Annotated in this window: 19 protein-coding genes and 2 tRNA genes; 4 read left to right on the top strand and 17 right to left on the bottom strand. The window is 43.8% G+C overall.

The features are described from left to right. Nucleotides 1–199: 199 nt before the first annotated feature. From BGP76_RS01655 to rlmD, 15 genes are all read right to left on the bottom strand, one after another. A complete protein-coding gene (locus tag BGP76_RS01655; protein ID WP_119843370.1) occupies nt 200–1,003 on the bottom strand; it encodes a phosphopeptide-binding protein in 804 nt (267 codons plus the stop codon). Nucleotides 1,004–1,390: 387 nt separating this feature from the next. Beyond that, the gene (ftsZ, locus tag BGP76_RS01650) at nt 1,391–3,046 is read right to left on the bottom strand and encodes a cell division protein FtsZ (protein ID WP_073119859.1); all 1,656 of its coding nucleotides are present in this window, start codon (nt 3,044–3,046) and stop codon (nt 1,391–1,393) included. A gap of 111 nt (nt 3,047–3,157) precedes the next feature. Then, nucleotides 3,158–4,462: a cell division protein FtsA gene (gene ftsA, locus BGP76_RS01645; protein ID WP_073119860.1), complete on the bottom strand. Its 1,305-nt coding sequence runs from the start codon at nt 4,460–4,462 to the stop codon at nt 3,158–3,160. Between the two features lie 8 nt (nt 4,463–4,470). Further along, nucleotides 4,471–5,235 (bottom strand): cell division protein FtsQ/DivIB, encoded by a 765-nt coding sequence (locus BGP76_RS01640; protein ID WP_073119862.1) that lies wholly within the window; start codon nt 5,233–5,235, stop codon nt 4,471–4,473. Next, nucleotides 5,232–6,611: a UDP-N-acetylmuramate--L-alanine ligase gene (gene murC, locus BGP76_RS01635; protein ID WP_119843369.1), complete on the bottom strand. Its 1,380-nt coding sequence runs from the start codon at nt 6,609–6,611 to the stop codon at nt 5,232–5,234. Before murC ends, BGP76_RS01640 begins: the two co-directional genes overlap by 4 nt. Beyond that, on the bottom strand, nt 6,611–7,720 hold the full coding sequence (gene murG, locus BGP76_RS01630; RefSeq protein WP_245816797.1) for an undecaprenyldiphospho-muramoylpentapeptide beta-N-acetylglucosaminyltransferase: 1,110 nt from the start codon (nt 7,718–7,720) through the stop codon (nt 6,611–6,613). The genes murC and murG overlap by 1 nt, the downstream gene beginning before the upstream one ends. Further along, entirely contained in the window at nt 7,720–8,883 is a 1,164-nt protein-coding gene (locus BGP76_RS01625) for an FtsW/RodA/SpoVE family cell cycle protein (protein ID WP_073119864.1), read from the bottom strand. The genes murG and BGP76_RS01625 overlap by 1 nt, the downstream gene beginning before the upstream one ends. Beyond that, on the bottom strand, nt 8,880–10,247 hold the full coding sequence (gene murD, locus BGP76_RS01620) for a UDP-N-acetylmuramoyl-L-alanine--D-glutamate ligase (protein ID WP_255416026.1): 1,368 nt from the start codon (nt 10,245–10,247) through the stop codon (nt 8,880–8,882). Before murD ends, BGP76_RS01625 begins: the two co-directional genes overlap by 4 nt. Before the next feature lies 1 nt (nt 10,248). Further along, entirely contained in the window at nt 10,249–11,463 is a 1,215-nt protein-coding gene (mraY, locus tag BGP76_RS01615; RefSeq protein ID WP_119843368.1) for a phospho-N-acetylmuramoyl-pentapeptide-transferase, read from the bottom strand. Nucleotides 11,464–11,466: 3 nt separating this feature from the next. Further along, a complete protein-coding gene (locus tag BGP76_RS01610; RefSeq protein WP_073119866.1) occupies nt 11,467–12,930 on the bottom strand; it encodes a UDP-N-acetylmuramoyl-L-alanyl-D-glutamate--2,6-diaminopimelate ligase in 1,464 nt (487 codons plus the stop codon). Then, complete coding sequence (locus BGP76_RS01605) at nt 12,931–15,027, bottom strand: penicillin-binding protein (RefSeq protein WP_073119867.1); 2,097 nt, start codon at nt 15,025–15,027, stop codon at nt 12,931–12,933. Beyond that, a complete protein-coding gene (locus tag BGP76_RS01600; RefSeq protein ID WP_073119868.1) occupies nt 15,020–15,394 on the bottom strand; it encodes an FtsL-like putative cell division protein in 375 nt (124 codons plus the stop codon). The genes BGP76_RS01605 and BGP76_RS01600 overlap by 8 nt, the downstream gene beginning before the upstream one ends. 2 nt (nt 15,395–15,396) lie before the next feature. Beyond that, nucleotides 15,397–16,305: a 16S rRNA (cytosine(1402)-N(4))-methyltransferase RsmH gene (gene rsmH, locus BGP76_RS01595; protein WP_073119870.1), complete on the bottom strand. Its 909-nt coding sequence runs from the start codon at nt 16,303–16,305 to the stop codon at nt 15,397–15,399. Then, nucleotides 16,302–16,745: a division/cell wall cluster transcriptional repressor MraZ gene (gene mraZ / locus BGP76_RS01590; RefSeq protein ID WP_073119871.1), complete on the bottom strand. Its 444-nt coding sequence runs from the start codon at nt 16,743–16,745 to the stop codon at nt 16,302–16,304. Before mraZ ends, rsmH begins: the two co-directional genes overlap by 4 nt. A 629-nt stretch (nt 16,746–17,374) precedes the next feature. Continuing rightward, nucleotides 17,375–18,781 carry a 23S rRNA (uracil(1939)-C(5))-methyltransferase RlmD gene (gene rlmD, locus BGP76_RS01585; protein ID WP_119843367.1) on the bottom strand — a complete coding sequence of 469 codons (1,407 nt, stop codon included), beginning with the start codon at nt 18,779–18,781 and terminating at the stop codon, nt 17,375–17,377. Nucleotides 18,782–18,939: 158 nt separating this feature from the next. Here rlmD and BGP76_RS01580 point away from each other — a divergent pair, with 158 nt between their 5' ends. Next, a complete protein-coding gene (locus BGP76_RS01580; protein WP_073119875.1) occupies nt 18,940–19,743 on the top strand; it encodes an SDR family oxidoreductase in 804 nt (267 codons plus the stop codon). Here the strand turns inward: BGP76_RS01580 and BGP76_RS01575 are convergent. Beyond that, the gene (locus tag BGP76_RS01575; RefSeq protein WP_221409836.1) at nt 19,736–20,386 is read right to left on the bottom strand and encodes an SH3 domain-containing protein; all 651 of its coding nucleotides are present in this window, start codon (nt 20,384–20,386) and stop codon (nt 19,736–19,738) included. The two genes, BGP76_RS01580 and BGP76_RS01575, sit on opposite strands and share 8 nt — an antisense overlap. Before the next feature lie 167 nt (nt 20,387–20,553). On the opposite strand from BGP76_RS01575, the gene BGP76_RS01570 reads away from it, so the two are divergent. Both BGP76_RS01570 and BGP76_RS01565 read left to right on the top strand, forming a co-directional pair. Then, a tRNA-Lys gene (locus BGP76_RS01570) sits at nt 20,554–20,626 on the top strand. A gap of 50 nt (nt 20,627–20,676) precedes the next feature. Continuing rightward, nucleotides 20,677–20,749: transfer RNA gene (locus BGP76_RS01565), tRNA-Lys, on the top strand. 35 nt (nt 20,750–20,784) lie between these two features. Here the strand turns inward: BGP76_RS01565 and BGP76_RS01560 are convergent. Further along, entirely contained in the window at nt 20,785–21,474 is a 690-nt protein-coding gene (locus BGP76_RS01560) for a YdcF family protein (RefSeq protein ID WP_158583995.1), read from the bottom strand. Between the two features lie 254 nt (nt 21,475–21,728). Here BGP76_RS01560 and BGP76_RS01555 point away from each other — a divergent pair, with 254 nt between their 5' ends. Continuing rightward, the gene (locus BGP76_RS01555; RefSeq protein WP_073119881.1) at nt 21,729–21,920 is read left to right on the top strand and encodes a cold-shock protein; all 192 of its coding nucleotides are present in this window, start codon (nt 21,729–21,731) and stop codon (nt 21,918–21,920) included. Nucleotides 21,921–21,973: the final 53 nt, after the last annotated feature.

Here is a 21,973-nt window from a genome sequence, read left to right as displayed (position 1 = left end):
TGAGAGCGAGGCAAACGAAGGCATGTGCCTCTCTGTTTTGGGACTTATGGTTTACTTATGCTTCGGACAGCTTGCCAAACCCATGCAGGTTTCTGTCATGAGCAAACGGCGAACGCATCGACCGATGCCTCACCCAAACCAGCCACGGGTTGCCCCTGTGGCTAGGGAGGAGATTGTTATACAATCACATCGTACATGACTACTTCAGCGTGATTGTTCGTTTGACCTTGTTGTATGGCCCTTCGATAAATTCTCCTTTCGCATCTACGAGTTCTAATTCGACCGTTGTTTCACCTTTTTGCAATCCTTCTATATAATAAGGTGCCCACTTGTCGATCATAAATTCTTCGCCATTAATAGTCGCTCGAACTTTATTGCCTGTAGGAGATAGTGTGGTATTGACCAAGTAGAAATCAAGCATCACTTTCTTAGTATCTGCACCTGAGTACGTTCCCTTCGGTCTACTATAAAACATATGCTGAGCACTGAGGTCTATTGTTTTCTCTTCGACATCTCCGACCTTTAGATTTTCGAGGTGAAATGCATCTTTGTTCTTCACACTTTCGTGATAGGACCTAGAGAGAAACGCCAATACGGCATAATTACCTGCCTTTAAGTGGTCTGACGCTCCAGGCATATAATGCGCCGAATAGGGACCATCATTGACTATAAAGTGAATATGCTGTCCCTTACTAGAGTTCGCAATCCCTCGATTAGCTGCTCCAGTCGTCTGTGCTCCTACCTCAAAATTCTCAACATCAAAACTATAGTCTACTTGATAACTCGTGTCCTGATTACTCATCTTGACATCTTTCTTAGTCAACCTGGCATCAGGAAATTGAGTAGATGGAGGAGCTTGAGTCAGTGTTATCTTGGTTTCACTCGACGACTTCTCTGAGCTCTGCTCTACCTTGGCAGTAGTAGCTTCTTTTTTGCTCGTCTCACAGGATATCAAAGCTGTGGCTATAACGACTACTGTTATTAGATTCTTGGTGGATTTCATAACGGGTTGTTTTTGTTTCAAAAAATATACTCCTATAATCTACGAATGAAGTCTAGATAAGATACGAGAGAAGAATCAATACACTGTGCGTGAGTAATCTTAAAACCATGGAGATGAGATATACCCGATCGGGCAAAAGGTTTGGAGTAGCATTCTCAACTATGACGGGAGGTATGTGCTCGCTCAAAAGCCCAAACCATCCCGCATAGAAGAAAACTTGACAGAAAATAAACGTTCAGACCTATACCCAGCTCGCCCATGGGCCAGTGGATAAACTTCCGAAGTTTTGCGTTTAAAAGCTTCAAGCCATCTGTCCGATGCCTTAGGGAGAAATCCCCTTGGCTTGACTTGTCACTTTGTATTTTGACGGTGGATTATCTTGACAGATTAGTCCACATTGTCATGTAAAAATTTGTTACCCCCTAACTGCTGATCTTCATTCAGGTTGTACTTAGAGACGAAGCTCTCAGAGGACATAGGTACATTCTTGAGGTCTATCTTTTTTCGCTGATAGGCAGGCACATCGAACTTCTCTTTGAAAGAGGATGTATCTACTTGCTCCGTACTATCATGCAGGCCATTGAGCTTTTGTCTTCTCTGCTCGGACTGCTCCATGAGTTGAATTTTTCGTGATGGAGGGTGTGCCATACCATCTAGTTCCTCTAGGGGTTCGTCCTCTATTTCATAGTTTCTCTTCTTTTGAGATTCCATAAAGAGACTTCTCATCTCTAGTTCGAATTGCTCATCTTTCTCCTCAGACGAAGGTGTGAATGATCTATGAAACACCTCTGGTTCTTCACGTTGCTCTGGCTTCTCGAACTGAAATGATTTCATTTTCAGCTTGAATTCCTCTTCGAACTTTTCCTCGCGTGTTTTTGTATTGAATTCATTGGAGAACAACTCGATCTGTGGTTGAGTATCTCTGTCCAATTCATAGATTTTCTTATCAATGTCGCTATCTGCTGATGGCTCTTCTCTAGGTGTAGGTACTGGATCTGGTGTAGGCGTAGGCTGTGGAGCCACTGTGTTTTGCACAGGTATCTCCGCGATCTCAGGCTCCTGCGCTGTAGACTGATCAAAACCAGTCGCAATAATCGTTACTCTGATGCCATCACCCAGGGACGAATCCACACCGTGACCGAAGATCACTTCTGCTTCGTCTCCAGCGATATCCTGCATGAAATCGGTGATTTCTGTCAACTCATCCATTTTCAACTCTGCCTGATCACCAGAGATGATAGATAGCAATATCTTGTCTGCTCCTTTGATATTTTGGTTGTTGAGTAGTGGCGAGTTGATCGCTTCCTCGATCGCTCTGATGGCTCTATTTTCTCCAGAGGTCTCAGAGGACCCCATGACCGCTCCACCGCTGTCTTTCATGACCGTTTTCACATCCTCAAAATCGACGTTGACATAGCCTGGGACGGTGATGATCTCAGCGATACCTTTGGCCGCTGTGGTTAGTACGTTGTCTGCCTGTGCAAAAGCCTGATTGAGCGACAGGTTTCCGAAAGTTTCCAACAGCTTATCATTGAGAATGACTAGGACGGTATCACAGTTGTTTTTGAGTGATTCCACGCCCGCCATCGCTTGGCGCATTTTTTTCTTTCCTTCAAACTTGAAAGGAACGGTCACGATCCCTACCGTGAGGATACCGAGCTCCTTTGCTACCTGAGCGATTACTGGTGCAGCACCTGTACCAGTACCTCCACCCATACCTGCCGTGATGAACACCATGCGCGTGTCCTCGTTGAGCATGTTTCTAATTTCTTCTTTGTTCTCTAGGGCAGCATTTTTTCCTTTTTCGGGATTAGCACCTGCGCCTAGACCTTCTGTTAGGTTGACACCTATCTGCAATTTGTTCGGGATAGCACTTACGTTGAGCGCTTGTGAATCGGTGTTACACACGATGAATTCTACACCGGTGATACCTTGGTTGTGCATGTGATTGACGGCATTGCTACCGCCACCGCCTACGCCGATCACCTTGATGATCGATTTGTGGTGCATAGGCAAATCAAATTTAAAACTACCTTCTGTCATGTCTGTTTTAGTTTAATTCTGTCTTACTAATTATTAATTCAATAGCTGTTTTGAGCGGCTCTAATCTGTTGAGCCTCATAGAACCACCCTCACCTCTCGGCGAATAGGCTATTATTTTCTTTCTTCGAAATCATCAATCAAGATGCCCTTCGTTTTCTCTAATATTTTTTTGAAGATGCTGTCCGATCCTGCATCGACTTGCTTGCGCTTGTCATAGCTTTTGACCGCTAGGTCTTCTGTATAGAATCTATGGTCACGATCGTCTAGTGCTTTGTATCCGCATAGTACCAGTCCTACTGATGTAGCATACATCGGAGATTTGATACTCTCGATCTTGCTCTTGCCCAAGTGCTCGTTAGGAAAACCTATACGCGCATCCAACCCAGTCATGTACTCGAATAGCTGCTTGCTAGAGATCAATTGCGAACCACCACCTGTGATCACTATTCCACCTGCCAATTTGTTTTCAAATCCGCTGGTAATAATTTTGGTATGCACCATCTCGATGATTTCCTCCATACGCGCCTCGATGATGCGTGCGAGGTTCTTCACTGAGATTTCCTTTGGATCACGGTTTTTCAACCCTGGAATGGAAACAACTTCATTGTCATTGGCCATCTCAGAGAGTGCCTGACCAAATTTGGTCTTCAAAATTTCTGCCTGATGGTTGAGTACGTTGCACCCGTCTTTGATATCAGATGTGATGATATTGCCTCCGAATGGTATCACAGAGGTATGACGAATGATACTCTCATGGAAAATCGCGATGTCTGTAGTACCGCCTCCAATATCCACCAAACATACACCCGCTTCCTTCTCCTCATCACTGAGTACAGAAAGGCTAGATGCCAATGGCTCTAATACAAGGTTTTCAATCTCTAAACCTGCGCGTCTCACACATTTGTTGATATTCTGTATGGCGTTAGTCTGAGCAGTAATGATATGAAAATCTGCCTCTAGCCTAACCCCAGACATCCCTACTGGGTCTTTAATTCCTTCTTCATAGTCCACGATATAATCCTGTGGCATGACATGAATGATCTCACTCCCTGGAGGAATCACGATCTTGTACATATCGTTGCTCAGTCTATTGACATCCTCTATTGTGATCTCATCATCCGACGTGTGTCTGATGATAGACCCGTGATGTACAGAACTACGGATATGCTGCCCAGCGATACCCACGTTGACCACTCTGATATCGATACCTGATTGCTCTTCAGCCTCAGCTACCGCCTTTTTGATGGCATTGATGGTTTTGTCGATGTTCGTTACGATTCCTCTGATGACACCATCAGAAACCGCTTTTCCCATGCCCAAAACCTCAAGTTTGCCAAACTCATTTTTTCTACCGACTATGGCACAAATCTTCGTTGTACCTATGTCGAGACCTACGATAATGTCGTTGTTTTCCATACCATTTATTATTTACAGACTATTTGATCCTTGAATTTCAAATTCACGGTGTTATATGTATTCCAGCCTTTGTAAGGCAGTATTTTTTTGTAGAAAGTCTCCAGTCTCCTGAACTTGCTGTCTAATTCTTCAGCCTTTCCAAATTCTATCTCTTGTTTCGTGACTTGCGGATAAAGCACGATATCCATATCTTTTTCTATCTTCATTCCAGCAATCTGAGTACGCCAAAATTCGTTTTTCACCAGGTAGTTTAGTAGTTCAAAAACTTCCTCTCCTCCTTTAGAATCCTTGATATTAAACTCTGACAACCAATACTGATTCTCTAGTTCTATCAGGATCACTCTCGCTGTATAATGTGACGACTCAGGTAGAACATCTCCTTTCGTGCCAATGTAAAAATCCTTTCCATTGCCATTGATGATTCTAGCAATAGGACGGTTTTGTTTCACATCGATGGACAAGTTGCCACTCAGGTCCAAATACGCCTGTGCATCCTCTACAAACTGGTGACTCTCTATTCGTTGCTCTAATTCTTTCAAATCCAAAGCTCCTATATCACTGCTCAGCAAATAATCTTTCCCCTCTGCATTGATCAAATCCAACACATCCTGCTGGTCGATGAAATAGTTGTGAAACTGATTATCCACACTGATCATCACATCGTTGATTCGTCTGTCCTGATGTCTGGTATTCGTAAATCCAATGATGACGATGAGTCCAAATGCTATCAGTCCAAACTGAAACGATTTCCATATTTTAATCAACCAATTCATTTCTCTAGCTTTTCTTTAATCGGTTGTACCAATGTATCTATATCTCCAGCCCCGACGGTCAAAACCAATTCTGGTCTGTTTGCATCAAAAAATCCAAGCACGTCATCCTTATGAAAAGACAAAACAGAGTTAGTCGTCATTTTCTCCTTGATCACCTCGGAAGTCACCCCAGCGATCGGCAGTTCTCGCGCTGGATAGATATCCAACAACAACACCTGATCTGCCAGTGACAAGCTCTCCGCAAAACCATCCATAAAATCACGTGTACGGCTGTACAAATGCGGCTGAAAAACCACTGTCATTTTCTTAGTCGGAAAGATCGCTCTGACCGAATGCAACAGTGCTTTGATCTCCTCTGGGTGATGTGCATAATCATCGATAAACACACAGTCGTCCGTTTTGAGGATGTATTCGAATCTTCTCTTCACTCCTCGATAGCTTTCCAACCCCTTCTGAACTGGTGCATTATTCGCTTCGAAATGTACCGTAGCAGCCAATGCAGCGATGGCATTGGACACATTGTGAAAACCTGACATAGACAATCTCAGGTCTTTGATCTGACGATCTTTGGATTGAAAGTCAAAACAAAAATCTCCCTGATCGATAGTCAAGTTTTTGGACTGAATATCTCCTCCTTCCAGCCCATAAGTAAATACTGAGACATTGTCCAAATGCTGGGCATCCAGATCCTGTGCTACCTTTTCTTCTAAGAACAGCGTACCGTTCTTTTTCATGTTTTGGATGAAAGCCTTGAACGAATCCTTGAGTGCATCTCTATCTCCATAGATATCCAAATGATCGGCATCTGTCGCTGTGATGATGGCGATATCGGGATGTAAAGTCAAAAATGAACGGTCAAACTCATCCGCTTCTACGACCATCACATCGTTATTCGTCCCGATGAGCAGGTTAGAATCATAGTTGGTCATGATACCTCCCACGAATGCCGAGCAATCCACCCCAACAGACTTGAGCAAGTGCGCCACCATGGACGAAGTAGTCGTCTTGCCATGCGTCCCTGCTACTGCGATGGTAAACTTGGATTCGGTCAGCATCCCCAACACCTGAGAACGCTTGTGCAATACATAGCCTTCGTTTTGGAAGAAAATAAGTTCTTTCAGATCCTGTGGGACAGCTGGCGTATAGATGATCAAGCTAGTCGACTTGTTTGCTTTGATAGCAGCAGGTATCTGCTCCACATCATCAGAATAATGAATCGCTATGCCCTCAGCCTCTAATCGTTTGGTCAATACAGTAGCGGTCTTATCATAGCCCGACACGGCGTAACCATTCGCATGAAACCATCTCGCAATGGCACTCATACCGATCCCTCCGATCCCTAAAAAATATACGCTATGTACGCTTTCTAACTTCATTATTTGATCAAACCAATTACTTCGTTCGCTATATTCTGAGCGGCATGTGGCTTAGCCAATAGCCTTAAGTTTTCTTTCAAAAGATCCTGTCTATTAACATCTGTCAACAACATAATCGCTTCACTCACCAAATGCTCTGGTGCTTCGTCATCAGCAACATGCTCAGCAGCCTCCTTAGACACCATAGCCATGGCATTTTTAGTTTGGTGATCTTCTGCCACATTCGGAGATGGGACAAAAATCACTGGCTTAGCGACTAAGCACAACTCCGAAATCGACGAGGCACCTGCACGTGAGATAATCACATCTGCTGCGCCATAAGCCATATCCATCTCCTTGATGAATGGCATAACTTTCAATTCGTCAGATGCCAAGGCTGCTGTCCGCTCCATCATCTCTTCGTAGTAGAGTTTTCCCGTCTGCCACAGCACTTGAAAGCCCTCCTGTAGTAGACGCTCCACTCCTTCTGCCATAGCATTGTTGATGGTCCGTGCGCCAAGACTACCTCCGATGATGAGTAAAGTTTTCTTCTCACTGCTCAGTCCAAAATGTGCTAACCCTTGTGCTTTCTTCTCATAGACATTGAGGATATCGTTGCGCACTGGGTTACCAGTGAATACTATATTTTCTTTCGGGAAGAAACGTTCCATTCCCTCATAGGCCACACAGATTTTATCGACACGTTTGGCCAGTAGCTTATTGGTCAGTCCTGCTAGTCCATTTTGCTCTTGGATCAAAGTCGGTATGCCCTTTTTGCTGGCTGCATAGAGCAATGCACCACTGGCATAGCCTCCTACACCAACCACTACATCTGGCTTAAATTTCTTGAGCAGCACGTAAGACTTCAGTACGCTACTCGCTACTTTGAACGGGAACATCAAATTCGACAACTTCAAGCTACGCTGCAGTCCACTGATCCACAGTCCGACAATTTTATAACCAGCTTCAGGTACTTTCTCCATCTCCATCTTCCCCTTCGCTCCTACGAACAGAAATTCGGTATCTGGATGCATTTCTTTCAAGGCATTGGCAATAGAAATCGCGGGATAGATGTGCCCTCCGGTACCTCCTCCGCTGATCATGATGCGATATTTTCTTTCTACTGACATTATGCTAATTCCATTTTTTCATTTCTGACTTGATTCCCCGACTGAGTCGTGCCTGTCTCTTCTAACTCCCCTCTGCTCACACTCAAAATAATCCCAATCGCTACACCTACAAACAACTGAGATGTCCCCCCCATACTTACTAGTGGTAAGGTCAAACCAGTAATCGGCACCAAACCTACTGCCACAGCCATGTTGACCAAAGCCTGCATCACCAGCGCGAAACTGAGTCCTGCTGCAAGCAATCCACCATAGGTCTTTTCACTCGTAGACACGATTTTCATCCCACGATAAAGCAAGGCGAGATATAAAAACAAGACCAAAGCACCTCCCAACATTCCGTATTCTTCCACGATGATCGCAAAGATGAAATCTGAATAAGGGTGAGGTAAAAAGTTCTTCTGCTGGCTCTTTCCTGGAGCGAACCGCACCAAACCACCATTGGCTATCGCGATGTAAGACTGCTCTGCCTGAAATGGTATATCATCAGCCGACAAGAAAGACTCAATACGACTGACTGCTGTACCTCCACGTTGACCAATTGCCAAAGCAGTAGCACCCGCCAACACACCAATCAGTACAAGCAATGCAAGGTATTTCACAGGAACTCGACCTATGAACATGATCACCATACAAGTCACAAAAATCAGTGCCGCACTAGACAAGTTCGTCATCGCAATCAGGCCACAGATCAAACCAATCCATAGCAACATAGGAATCAAAGACTCCTTGATATCCTCAATATTTTCTTGACGCTTGGCCAGCATAGATGCCAACGTTACGATGAGAGCAAATTTGGCCAAATCTGACGGCTGAAAGGCTTGATTGATAAATGGAACCGTGATCCAACGGGATGCTTCATTGATGTTCATCCCAAATTTCCAGGTGATGAATAGCAAAGGAACCGACAGCCAAAGTGCCAATCTCGACAACTTAGAATAGTATCGATAATCGATCTTATGTGCCAACCACATTGCTCCCCAACTCAACAATACCAGTAGCGAATGTTTGATCAAATAGTGCTCCGTATCCCCTTCCATACGAGTATAGGCCAGCGTACCTGTGGCACTATATACCACCAGTATACTAAGTACAGAAAGTGTAATCACAATGAACCAAATCACTGGATCTCCTTTTATATGTCTATCTACCCACTCCTTTATCATCCTCTTAGCACTTTAGATTGACTAGTCTTTAACTCAAAAACCTCACGTTTGAACTGATCTCCACGATCTTCATAGTTCGAAAACAAATCAAAGCTGGCACAAGCAGGCGATAACAACACTGACTCTTGTGGCTTGGCGTTTTGATAGGCTATGGTCACTGCTTCTGCCGCAGAAGACACTTCTATAATTTGCTCCACATCTCCCGAAAATTCATCGATCAGATGTGCATTATCTTTTCCTAAGCAAATCAGCGTGGTTACTCTTTCTTGAACCAAAGACTTGATTTGCGCATAGTCATTTCCTTTGTTGACCCCACCAGCTATCCAGACGATAGGTGTATCTACAGCGTCCAAGGCATAGTAGACCGCATCTACATTGGTAGCTTTGGAGTCATTGATGTAGGTTACATCATTGACGACTCCTACTTTTTCCAACCTGTGTGGTGCATTGACAAATGACTGTAGTCCACTGAGGATGTACTGAAACGAAACACCGAGTTCCATTGCAGCCAATATTGCAGCCATTTGATTGTAATAATTGTGCTGACCGATCAAGGCTAGCTCATCAGTAAGAATCACCTCCTCCTCTTCAGTAAAGTTCAATTGCCCCTGACTGAAATAAGCGCCAGAAGTCACTGCCTGCATCACCGAGATCGCCTGCTTTCTAGCGGTAACCTCTGCAACACCCTTTGAAGACCATTCATCATCTTGATTATAGATCACCAACCCATCTTCGGTCATATTCTCGAACAGACGCCACTTCGCAGCAGCATACTTGGACATATCATAGTCGTACCTGTTGAGGTGATCTGGTGTAATATTGAGCAGCACCGCGACATCAGGTTTGAAATTCGCAATATCATCCAATTGAAAACTGCTCAGTTCGAGTACAACCACATCTGGATCTCCGTCGAGCAATAGCTCTGAAAAGCTGTTACCCACATTACCTGCAGATTTAGCGTCTACACCAGCACCTTTGAGCAAGTGTGTCGTGAGGAGTGTTGTCGTCGTTTTTCCATTGGACCCGGTAATACCTATGATTTTGGCATCCGTATAGCGGCTCGCAAATTCAATCTCAGAGATCACTGGTATACCAGCCGCTTTGATCGCTTGTACCACGGGTGCGGTATCTGGAATCCCAGGACTCTTGACCACTTCTTTACATTTTATTAAATCAGCAACCGTATGGCCATTTTCTTCCAAGTCTACACCCAGGCTCTTGAGCGCAATGGTCTTCTCTGGCGCAATCGATCCTCCATCAGACAAAAACACCGATAGCCCGTGACTCACCGCCAGACGCGCTGCGCCCATGCCGCTCTCGCCGCTGCCCAATATTGCTACGCTATGTTGCCAGTCTGCTGTCAATTTATCTCAGTTTCAAAGTGACCAAAGTCAAAATCGCCAATAGAATACCTGTCGTCCAAAACCGTGTCACGATCTTGGTCTCATGTATTCCTTTTTTCTGATAGTGGTGATGTAGTGGTGCCATCAAAAACACTCTTCTACCTTCACCATATTTCTTTTTTGTATATCTGAAATAACTCACCTGTATAATCACAGATAAGTTTTCGATCACGAAGATGCCACACAGTACAGGGATCAAAAGTTCTTTTCGGATGATAAAAGCCATCACAGCAATAACACCACCAAGGGCCAAACTCCCTGTATCTCCCATAAAAACCTGTGCTGGATAAGAGTTGTACCATAAGAACCCGATACAAGCCCCAACAAAAGCAGTAGCGAATACTACAGACTCCCCTGATCCAGGGATGTACATGATATTTAGGTAGTCCGCAAAAATCACGTTACCTGACACATAAGCAAGTATCGCAAGTGCCACGCCTATGATCGCTGAAGTACCAGCGGCTAGTCCATCCAAACCGTCCGTGATATTGGCACCATTAGATACCGCTGTTACGATAAAAATCACCATGATCACATAGAGTACATCCGTGTACCCATCCAAAAAATCAGGTAACAACCATTCGTAATCAAACTCATTGTTCTTCACAAAAGGAATCGTAGTAGTGGTACTCGCCACGTCAGTGTATTCGGAAAAGCGTTCATTGAACTCTAATGTCGTATCGGTAGCATTGGGAAAATCCCGAACCTCTATGTCATCATGTGTGACCATCGTGATCCCTACGAAAAGACCTATCGCCACCTGACCAATAATCTTGAACTTGCCCGACAGACCTTCTTTATTCTTCTTTTTGATCTTGAGATAATCATCCAAAAACCCAATCAATCCCATGCACAGTGCCGTCACGATCAATAAGATCACATAGATATTGTCCAATCGCGCGACAAGCAATGTAGGAATAACAATCGCAGCAATAATCAAGATACCTCCCATGGTAGGAGTACCTTTTTTCTCCAGCTGACCTTGCAGTCCTAAATCTCGAATGGATTCACCCATCTGCTGTTTTTGGAGGAGTCTAATGACCCACTTCCCTAAGAATATCGTGATCAATAAGGACAGCACGGTAGCAAGTCCAGCTCTGAACGAGATGTACTGAAATACCCCTGCGCCTGTCAGGTGAAATTCACTTTCGAGATAATCAAATAGGTAGTATAACATCCGCTAATCCTTGAATAATTCTAACATTTCTTTCAATACCGCTCTATCATCAAAATCATGTCTGACTCCATTGATTTCCTGATAGGTTTCGTGTCCTTTTCCTGCTACGAGGATTATATCTTGACTGTCTGCCATAGAGCAGGCCGTCTTAATCGCTTCTTTTCGGTCTCTGATGACAAGCGCCTTTCGCACCATGCTCGGCCCTACGCCTCCCATCATATCCTTGATGATTTTGTCTGGGTTTTCGGTGCGAGGATTATCATCAGTAAAAATGACTTTGTCACTCCACTTAGCTGCTATAGACGCCATGACGGGTCTTTTGTCCTTATCACGGTCTCCTCCACAGCCTACTACTGTAATGACCTTTTCGTTTCCTGATCGAAAACTATCTATGGTCTGTAGCACATTTTCCAAGGCATCTGGCGTATGTGCATAGTCCACGATCGCCATGACCTCCGAATTGGCATTGACTGCCTCAAAGCGTCCTGGTGCTGTTTCTATTCCGGAGAGCATCATTAGCACTTCGCTTGGCTCCTCCTGCAGTATATCTGCTACAGCAAAAGCCGCGAGTAGATTGTATGCATTGAATTTGCCAATCAGCCTAAACCACACACTCTGGCCATTGATATCCAACTCCAAGCCTTGGTAGCTATTGGTGATCACCTTGGCCTTATAATCGGTCATGAATTTCAATCCAAAAGCGTACTGAGTCGCTTTGGTATTTTGGAGCATGACCTGCCCACGCTTGTCATCTAGGTTCACCAGAGCAAATGCCGAAGATGGCAGGTTGTCAAACAATTTCTTTTTGGTCTGGATATAATTGTCAAAGGTTTTGTGATAGTCCAGATGATCGTGACTGATATTCATGAATACTGCGCCAGTAAACTCCAGTCCAGCTATTCGGCCCTGATCTATGGCATGCGAGCTCACTTCCATAAAAGCCACTTGGCATTTCTCCTCGACCATCTCACTGAGGAGCCTGTTGAGCGACACCTGGTCAGGCGTGGTATGACTCGCTTTAATCACACGATCATTGATCTTGTTTTCCACTGTAGACAGCAACCCGACACTGTAGCCCAAGGATCTAAACAAACTGTACAGGAGTGTCACCGTTGTAGTCTTACCGTTGGTCCCTGTCACACCCACTAGCTTAAGTTTCCTAGAAGGGTTGTCGTAGAAGTTGGCAGCTATCACGCCGAGTGCGGTATGCGTATTGGCCGTCGCGACGAAAGTCACACTCATGTCTGGCAAAAGTGGCATCTCTTCGCATACAATAGCGACTGCTCCGCTCTTTATAGCCTTATCAATATAGTCATGCCCATCGACCTGCGTCCCTTTGACTGCTACGAAAAGACTACCCTCTTTGACCGCTCTAGAGTCAAAACACACGTCAGTGATATCGAGATTCATATTACCTGAAACCGATGTTAGATTGACGTTGTACAATATGTCCTTTAGTAACTTCAACTATCCTAATTTTAATTCTATACTCAAATCATCATTGATTCGTACCCCAGGCAAAACGGACTGATCAGTCACACGACCCAGTCCCGAATACTTCACTTTGATGTGTTTATTTTCTAAGATGAAAAGTGCATCCCGCAGCGTCATCCCACGTACATCTGGCACGACTGTGTCTTGATATTTGAGCGGCTTCCATGCAATGGCATTGTTAGAAATACTCGCCTTAGTCCATGTTGCCTCACCCTTGATGTGATTTGATATCCCAAACTCATTACAGATTTCTTTCAGCTCTTCCTGATGACCAGCTCTGATCACAGGGAATATCCCAGCCATCACTTCCTTCCCTTCAAAAGGATTGTTTAGCTCCATATCGATCGCATAGATTTTGTCCGCTATGTCCTTGAAAACGGGAGCCGCTACATCACTACCGTAAATGCGGTAGCTCTTCGGGTTGTCAATCACAACTATTGCACTGTATTTCGGCTTCTCTGCTGGAAAATAGCCCGCAAATGAAGTATAATATTTGCTCGTGTAACGACCATTAACTACATGCTTTGCTGTTCCGGTCTTACCCGCTATCTGATAATATGAATCACTGATATTGCTCGCTGTACCTCGTGTCACCACTCCTTCGAGCATTTCTTTGACCTTGACCAACGTGATGTCTGAGCAGATTTTAGGATTGATGACTTTGGATTTAAACTCCTCTACTACGCGGTCCGCAGTCTTCACTTGCTTGACGATCAGCGGCTGTATCATTTTACCATTGTTTGCGACCGCATTGTATAGTGTCAGCGTATGCAGAGGTGTCATGGTCAACTCATAGCCATGAGAAATCCAAGGCAGTGACACCCCCGACCAAGTAGAATCTTCTGGTGTCTTGATGTACGGTTTACCCTCTCCTACCATCTGGAAACCCAGTGGTTTCGTCAATCCCATTTTCTCCAGCAGATCAGTATATCGTTTAGGATTGTCTCCGAACTCATCGACTATCAACTTAGCGGTACCGATGTTAGATGATTTTTCGAACACCTCTTGCACTGAAAGTTTTCCATAACCTCCTGGCTTGTGATCCTTCATCACCTGATCATAAAATGCCATTTCGCCATCACCAGTATCCACTGTATCCAACAGGCTGATGCGCGACTCCTCGAAGAGTGCGATCATACTCGCTAGTTTGAAGGTAGACCCAGGCTCACGTGACCCCTGACTACCTACTGCATAGTTGTAATTCTCCCAGTATTCTCCGCGACTGTTCTTGCTTAGGTTAGATATCGCTTTGATCTCCCCTGTGGCAACTTCCATCACCACGACACAGCCATAGTCCGCATCATTGGCATAGAGTGCCTTGACGAGTGCTGACTCAGCCACGTCCTGTAGATCCACATTGATCGTCGATACGATATCCAGTCCATTTTGAGGTTTGACCTCTGTACCATCAAATACAGGTTTCCAACTCCCTCCAGAAAACTTCTGATAAAGAGCCTTTCCACTCTTGCCCATGAGGTACTGATTAAAGCTATACTCCAACCCTACTACTCCTCTGTTCTCTTCATCTGTCGTCCCTATGGTTCTATACCCTAAATACGAAAAAGGGTGAAATCTTTCATCCACCTTTTCATACAATACCCCGCCTTTCATTCGCCCTTCTCGAAAGATGGGCCAATCGTTCATTTCCTTTTTTGCCAGATAATTTATCTTCTGGCGATTGAGCCGCAGGTAACGCCTACCTTCTATTCTTGCGTCATTGATTCGCCGTTTGTAATCTTGTGCGGATAGGTCTTTGAAATGTCGCGACAACAGACGTGACAGACTATCAATCCCTGACTTAAACACCTTGTCCGAAGCGATAGAAGGGTCTATCGCTAGTTTGTAGAACGGTAACGAGGTAGCAAGCAAGCTCTCATTGTCAGAATAGATATTGCCACGAGTAGCTTTGACATTTCGGTACTGTAGTCCGATCGCCTCCGCCTTTTTCTTCCACTTACCCCCATCCACAGTTTGTATCCTGACGATCTTGTACAGGATGCCAAACGAAAACAGCAAGACGAATACATAGGCTATTCGCACTCTGAGCAATATGGTCAGGCGATTAGTCATTGGCGTGCAATACGATTTTGTATGGAGGATCAATACTTTCCTTCAATCCGTGCTTGTTGGCTTTTTTAGCCACTTCGGATTGTTTACTCGTGAACATGTAGTCAGCCTTTAGCGTGGTAAAATCCGCTCTGAGGTCTTCTACTTCTACACGTAGTTTGGATATTTTTCGGATGTTTTTTTCAGCAAAGTGCAGGTTACCGATATAAAAGATACACAGGACAGTCGTATAGAGAATAGGCATCAAGAACTGTATAGGCAGACCATTCTCAAAGAGTTTCTCCACGTTGATGAAACTCTCCAGCAGCGAAAAAAAACTTCTCTTACCAGTTTTGGTAGGATCGGGGTTTTTGTAGGTGTTGGATGCCATTTTTAGATTTTTTCTGCTATTCTCAATTTGGCACTGCGTGCCCTGTTGTTTTCATTTATTTCATTATCACTTGCTACGATAGGTTTTCTAGTGAGTGCTTGGAGTGGCTTGATCTGATTGCCATACAAGTCCTTTTCCACCTCACCATAAAACTTCCCTTTGTTAATATAATTCTTGACCATTCTATCCTCCAGCGAGTGGTAGGACATGATGACCAGTTTCCCATTTTCTTTGAGCACCTCGGCACTTTGTACCAAGAACTCCTCCAGTGCTTTCAGTTCTTCGTTGACCTCTATTCGGATCGCCTGAAAAACCTGAGCGAAATATTTATTCTCCCTCCCTCGCGGGGCGAACTTTCTAATCGCATCCAAAAACTCCCCTATCGTCTCCATAGGTCGCTGACCTCTAGCCGTCACGATCGCTGCTGCGAGTGTTTTGGCATTCTTCACTTCCCCGTATTGGCCGAGGATTTTGTGGAGTGCCTTTTCATCATATTCATTAATAACTTCTTTGGCCGATATAGCCTGAGAGGTATCCATTCTCATATCGAGTGGCCCATCGAATCGCGTCGAAAAACCGCGACCTGGGGTATTGAACTGATGAGACGAAACGCCCAAATCAGCCAATATCCCATCTACTTGGGTGACCCCATGTAGTCGGAGATATTTTTTAAGGTATCTGAAATTGGACTGTACGAAAGTGAAAGAACGATGCTCTATTTGATCGGCATTGGCTCTGGCATCATCATCTTGATCAAAACCAAATAACCTACCGTCTGTACCTATGTGTTTTAGAATCTCCTGGCTGTGTCCTCCGCCCCCAAAGGTGACGTCTATATAGATCCCATCTGATTTGATATCCAACCCCTCGACACATTCTCTCAGCATTACAGGGTTATGATACTCACTCATTCATCTAGGAATTTTTTGGCCAAATCCGAATATTCCTCACTGTCGGCAATCAAATAATCATCGTACAGGTCAGGATTCCAGATTTCCACTGTACTGCCTGTACCTATCACAGTCACGTTCTTCTCTAACTTGGCATGATCAATCCATGCTTTTGGAATCAAAAAACGTCCTGCACTGTCTAGTTCTACGGGAGCAACACTGCGGAAAAAGTTTCTTTTCAATCTTCGCTGGTCTGTATCAAAATCACTCAATGACGCGAACTTGCTCTGAATTTTTTTAAACTCAAGCATAGTGTAAACCACCAAGTTCGGGTCAAAGCCCTTCATCACAACGAGTTCATTGCCAGATACTTCGGGCAGGTTTGCTTTAATCTTCGCAGGTAAAGCCAACCTACCCTTAGCATCTAACTTACACTCATATTCGCTTGTAAAAAAAGCCATAGAGTTATAGAAAAATATAAACCACCACTACAAACCTAAAACATTTTCTCCATAATTCACCACTTCTCTACACTTTTTACCACAACACTACAAAAAGCTCCCATAAATGAGAATTTTTGACACAAAAACGACACAATTATCCCCTTACTCCTAGATCGGGATTCGTGAAAAAGCATCAAAAAACATGTAGACTATAAAGGAAATGGTGAGAAGTGGGAGAATAGAAAACATCTCTCGAATGTAGATATAGGTTTTCATTAGAAGTAAGTGTGACACACCCAAAAAAACGCAATAGCCCCTCTACAGCAATGCGTAAATTCTCCACCTTAAAAGACGAAGATGCCTTACACATAGGACGATAAAGCATTACACTGTAGACACGACTATACTTTATCAGGCATAACACCAGATAGAGCCTAGCATCATTCATGTATCATAAAAATGCCTCTTTCGTTTTTAAGTCCGGACTTAAAAACGAAAGAGGCATAGAAACTGACAATTACAACTCTCCTGTCACGATCTCAATGTTGGTAAAAAAGTATTTTAGGCGGGCGCTCTCTTCCAACATTTGAATTACTTAGGAGAATCAGCGTATCCATGTCATAGACACTAAACCAACGCTGTTTTTTTTATCCTCTCAATTCTAATAATACAATATTCTCCACATGATGCGTATGCGGAAACATGTCGACTGGCTGAACCTTAGTCACTTGATATTGACCATCCATCAGTGCAATATCCCTGGCCTGTGTAGCAGGGTTACAGCTCACATACACCACTTTCTTAGGAGACAAACGCAAGATCATATCTACGACATTTTCGTGCATCCCTGCTCTAGGTGGATCAGTAATAATCACATCAGGTGCACCATGCTTCGCAACAAACGCATCGTTGAGCACATCCTTCATATCTCCTGCGAAAAAGTCCGTATTTGTAATCCCATTGACCTCCGAGTTGACAAAAGCATCCTTGATGGCATCCTCTACATACTCTATCCCTATCACTTTTTTGGCCTGGTTCGCACAGTAGTTCGCTATCGTACCCGTCCCTGTGTAAAGGTCATATACTAGGTCATCCTGAGACAAATCTGCAAAGTCTAGTGTATGATCATACAAAACTTTGGCCTGGGCAGAGTTGGTTTGATAAAACGACTTAGCTCCGATTTTAAACTGCAGATCTCCCATCGTTTCGATGATATGATCCTTGCCCGCGAACACCACGATCTCTTGATCAAAGATGGTATCATTCTTCTTTTGGTTAATTACATAGAGCAGCGAAGTGATCTCTGGAAACTTCTCCTGTAGATGTGACATCAACCCTTCTATCGCCTCCATATCTGGCTCAAAAAACTGCAACAACACCATCACATCGCCGTGATCGGTCATCCGAATCATCAAGTTGCGTAACAGCCCATGTTGCTCTCTGATATCAAAAAAAGTCAACCCATAATCCAACGCATAGGCTCTCACTGCATTCTTCACAGCATTCGTAGGCTCCTCCATCAAGTGACAGGTGTCTACATCCACTACCTTGTCAAACAAACCAGGGATATGAAAACCCAAACCATTTCGATTGATATCTGCCTCGGTTTCGATCTGCTCCTTGGTGAGCCATTTCCTATTCGAGAAAGTGAACTCTAGCTTATTTCTATATCGCAGCGTCTTCTCCGATCCCACGATCTGTGCAACAGCTGGCAACTCCACCTTAGCGATTCTTTCCAAACTGTCCTGTACCTGCTGCTGCTTGAACTCCAACTGAGAGTGATAACCCATATGCTGCCATTTACACCCTCCACAGGTACCGAAGTAGTCGCATACAGCATCCACTCTGAGGTCAGAGTACTGATGAAACTGAATGGGAGTCCCCTCCATGAACGCCTTTCGCTTTTTGGTAATATTTACATCCACCACATCGCCAGGTACTGCTCCTTTGACAAACACCACCTGTCCGTCGTGTCGTGCGAGACTTTTCCCTTCTGCTACTACGGCCTCAACCTTTAAATTGTCCAGCCTGATTTGCTTTTTTCTTCTTGCCATGAGCCGCAAAATTAGATGAAATTACCGCGGTTTAAAAGATTAGTTTCAACAGAAGTCTTGCTAAATTCGACCTTCGATAGGTTTCTTATCTGATCTCAAATACATGCGCTACTTTTGCACTCATAGATTTTAGAGCAGACTTCTTCAGACAACTAAAAATGCAGAAAACTTTAATTATAACTGGCGGCACATCGGGCATAGGCAAAGCTTGCGTAGAATACTACGGTAGCAAAGGCTATCAAGTCATTTTTACAGGTCGCGATGCAGCTAAGGTTAGTGAGCTGACAGCCCAGTGGCAGTCAGACGGAATAGACTGTCTAGGTCTAGTAGCACCTGTCGAAGAAGAGGCTGCTGCAAAACAAGTCATCGAGCAGGCTATCGATAGATTTGGCAAAATCGACGTACTCATCTGTAACGCTGGGATATCGATGAAGGCACTTTTTGAAGATGTCGATTTAAAGGTTTTTGAGCGTGTCATGCGCGTCAATTTCATGGGTACAATCAACTATGTCAAATATGCGCTTCCCCACATCATAGCCACTCAGGGTTCCATCGTCGGCATCTCCTCCATCAACGGTCAACGTGGCACTCCAGGCCGTAGTGCATATTCCGCCTCCAAATTCGCCATGGAAGGCTTTTTCGAATCACTTCGGGTAGAAGTCATGAAACGAGGGGTGCACATCCTGACGATTAGTCCAGGTTATACCGAATCGAACATTCGCACCAATGCCCTAGGTCCAGATGGCAACATCCGCAACGAATCGCACAAAAAAGAGAATACCCTGATGGATGCAGCAACTGTAGCAGCGCACATCTACAAGGCGCAGCACAAAAGAAAACGCAATGTCACACTGACACTACTCGGCAAAGCGCTCATTTTTCTCAACAAGCGATTCCCTACATGGATGGACAACACTGTCTACCGCGTCATGACCAAGGAAGACCCCAGCCTGATCAAATAACTTTCAGTACTTTGGACTGCTTTACGTACGCCTCCTGATCTTTCCACGCTACTTTGACCCATACCTCATCTTCATCAAGGATCGTAAGTCTATGCCCCTTCTGAATCACCTCTACTAAGTCTGAACCTGCCGATGGCCCATCCATCAGGTACACATAGTCATCTGCAATGATCACTTGACGAATATCCAACTCATAGTTGGACACAAAAAACAATAGCAATAGCACCACACACATACTGATCGCATAAGGTAGCGCATTGATCTTCGTCCAAAACCGACGATACACGACGATCGCAAACAACAGAAATGCAATAGAAATCACAACGACATTAACCCACAGGAAGTGACTATTGAGTAGCCCTTTGAAAAAATCGTAATCTGTCACTTTGTACCCCTCTAGATTTTCTTCCTCTGCCAGTTCCGCCATTTTGTTACGGGCATTCTTGTTAGAGGTCATGAGATAATATTTATTGAGATACAAAAGTGCTTCGCTGTGATTCCCCAAACCTTCTTTGATGTAAGCCATTTTCATCAACATTTGAGGGGTAGCATGCCCTTCTTTCTGCAACAACTGGTTATATACCTCGAAGGACTCAGTGTACTTCCCTTCCTTAAAGAGCGAATCAGCATGACTCAATTGCACTCTTAATTGGGACTCTTGTGCTGTTAATGAATGAGTTATGAAAATCGCAAAAACGATTATTATAAAATTGGATAATATGTTTTGTTTTTTTGTCATCAGCTACCTACATTTGCAACCGCAAAATAAGGGAATGGAGTACAAAATACGAAATTCTTTTGCAAAAAGTCGATTGGTTAGCTCAGTTGGTAGAGCAACGCCCTTTTAAGGCGTGGGTCCTGGGTTCGAGCCCCAGACCAATCACTAGACTTGGTTAACGTGCCAAGTTTTTTTATTCTCATTCGTAGAGATACGATTGGTTAGCTCAGTTGGTAGAGCAACGCCCTTTTAAGGCGTGGGTCCTGGGTTCGAGCCCCAGACCAATCACTAAAAAGAGGACATCTTAGCTAAGATGTCCTCTTTTATTTCGCATCATTTTCTAAATCCCCGTCTTTATAATAAGACTCATTCAAGTTTTTTCCTCTAGTCCCTCTAAACCTTTTCCAGAAGGACTCTCTTTCTTTTATAGATACAAAATCAGGGTTATACGCCGTAGAATCCACAATAGTCACCTGTATCGAATCAACATTCAGCATACTCAATGTATCATAGACGAAAGGAATGATGCCGATTTCAGGATCTACCTGTTTTTTAATAAAGCTCTTGAGCATTTTGGACTGGAAGGGATCAGTCACCAAAGCTATTTTTTTAAATCCGAGATTATTCGCCTTTTTATGCGAATAATAGATGTTTTCAGTACTATGTTCCGCTCTAATCTCCGTATATATCACACTATCTGGCACACCCAGTGCCTGCGCATACAAAGCCATGATCTTCGACTCATAATGAGGAGAATAGACCGACGATCCCGAAAACATAATATTTTTGGCAATCCCACGATCATAGAGATACTTACCCCAAAACACCCGCCCTCGCATCAGCATATCCCATTCACCATCCTCATAGGGAATCCCAGGCACGACGATCACATCATACACCTCCGACTCTGCCGCTACCAATAGCTGACGACAAGTATCCTGAGACATAGCACATCCACCAGCCAAACCTATCAATCCAAACCAAACGACCCACATGAATAGTCCATTTTTCATTGTCATATATCTATGATTAAAAATTCTAACACCTCAGTTAGCAACCTAACATAGCCAACTAAAACTACGCTAATCCAATCGCATTAAACAACACTACTGTTTCAACATTCTGTAAACATCACCGACACTATTATGATGGTTTCACCATATTCAAAGCCTTGGTGCTTATTAAAATTTGAGTTTGAAAAAAATTATTATTGTTCTTGTAAATAAACAAAAAACCTTACCTTGGTAAAGTAATAACAATTAATACAATGAATAACGGTACAATAAAGTTCTTTAATGAATCCAAAGGATATGGATTTGTTATTGATGACGAGACTAAGAAAGAATACTTCGTACATGTCTCAGGTTTGGTTGACGATGTAAAAGAAGGCGACCAAGTAGAATTCGAATTAAAAGAAGGTAAAAAAGGATTAAATGCTGTCAGTGTAAAGGCAGTTTAATTAAGATATTTAACTTTTAATAGCATTGCGGAGCCCAGATTTGATCTGGGCTT

The sequence above is a fragment of the Reichenbachiella sp. MSK19-1 genome (genome assembly GCF_003590315.1).
GTDB lineage: Bacteria > Bacteroidota > Bacteroidia > Cytophagales > Cyclobacteriaceae > Reichenbachiella > Reichenbachiella agariperforans.
Note: the sequence above shows the minus strand (reverse complement) of the source record. Positions and strands in the feature narration are given on the sequence as shown.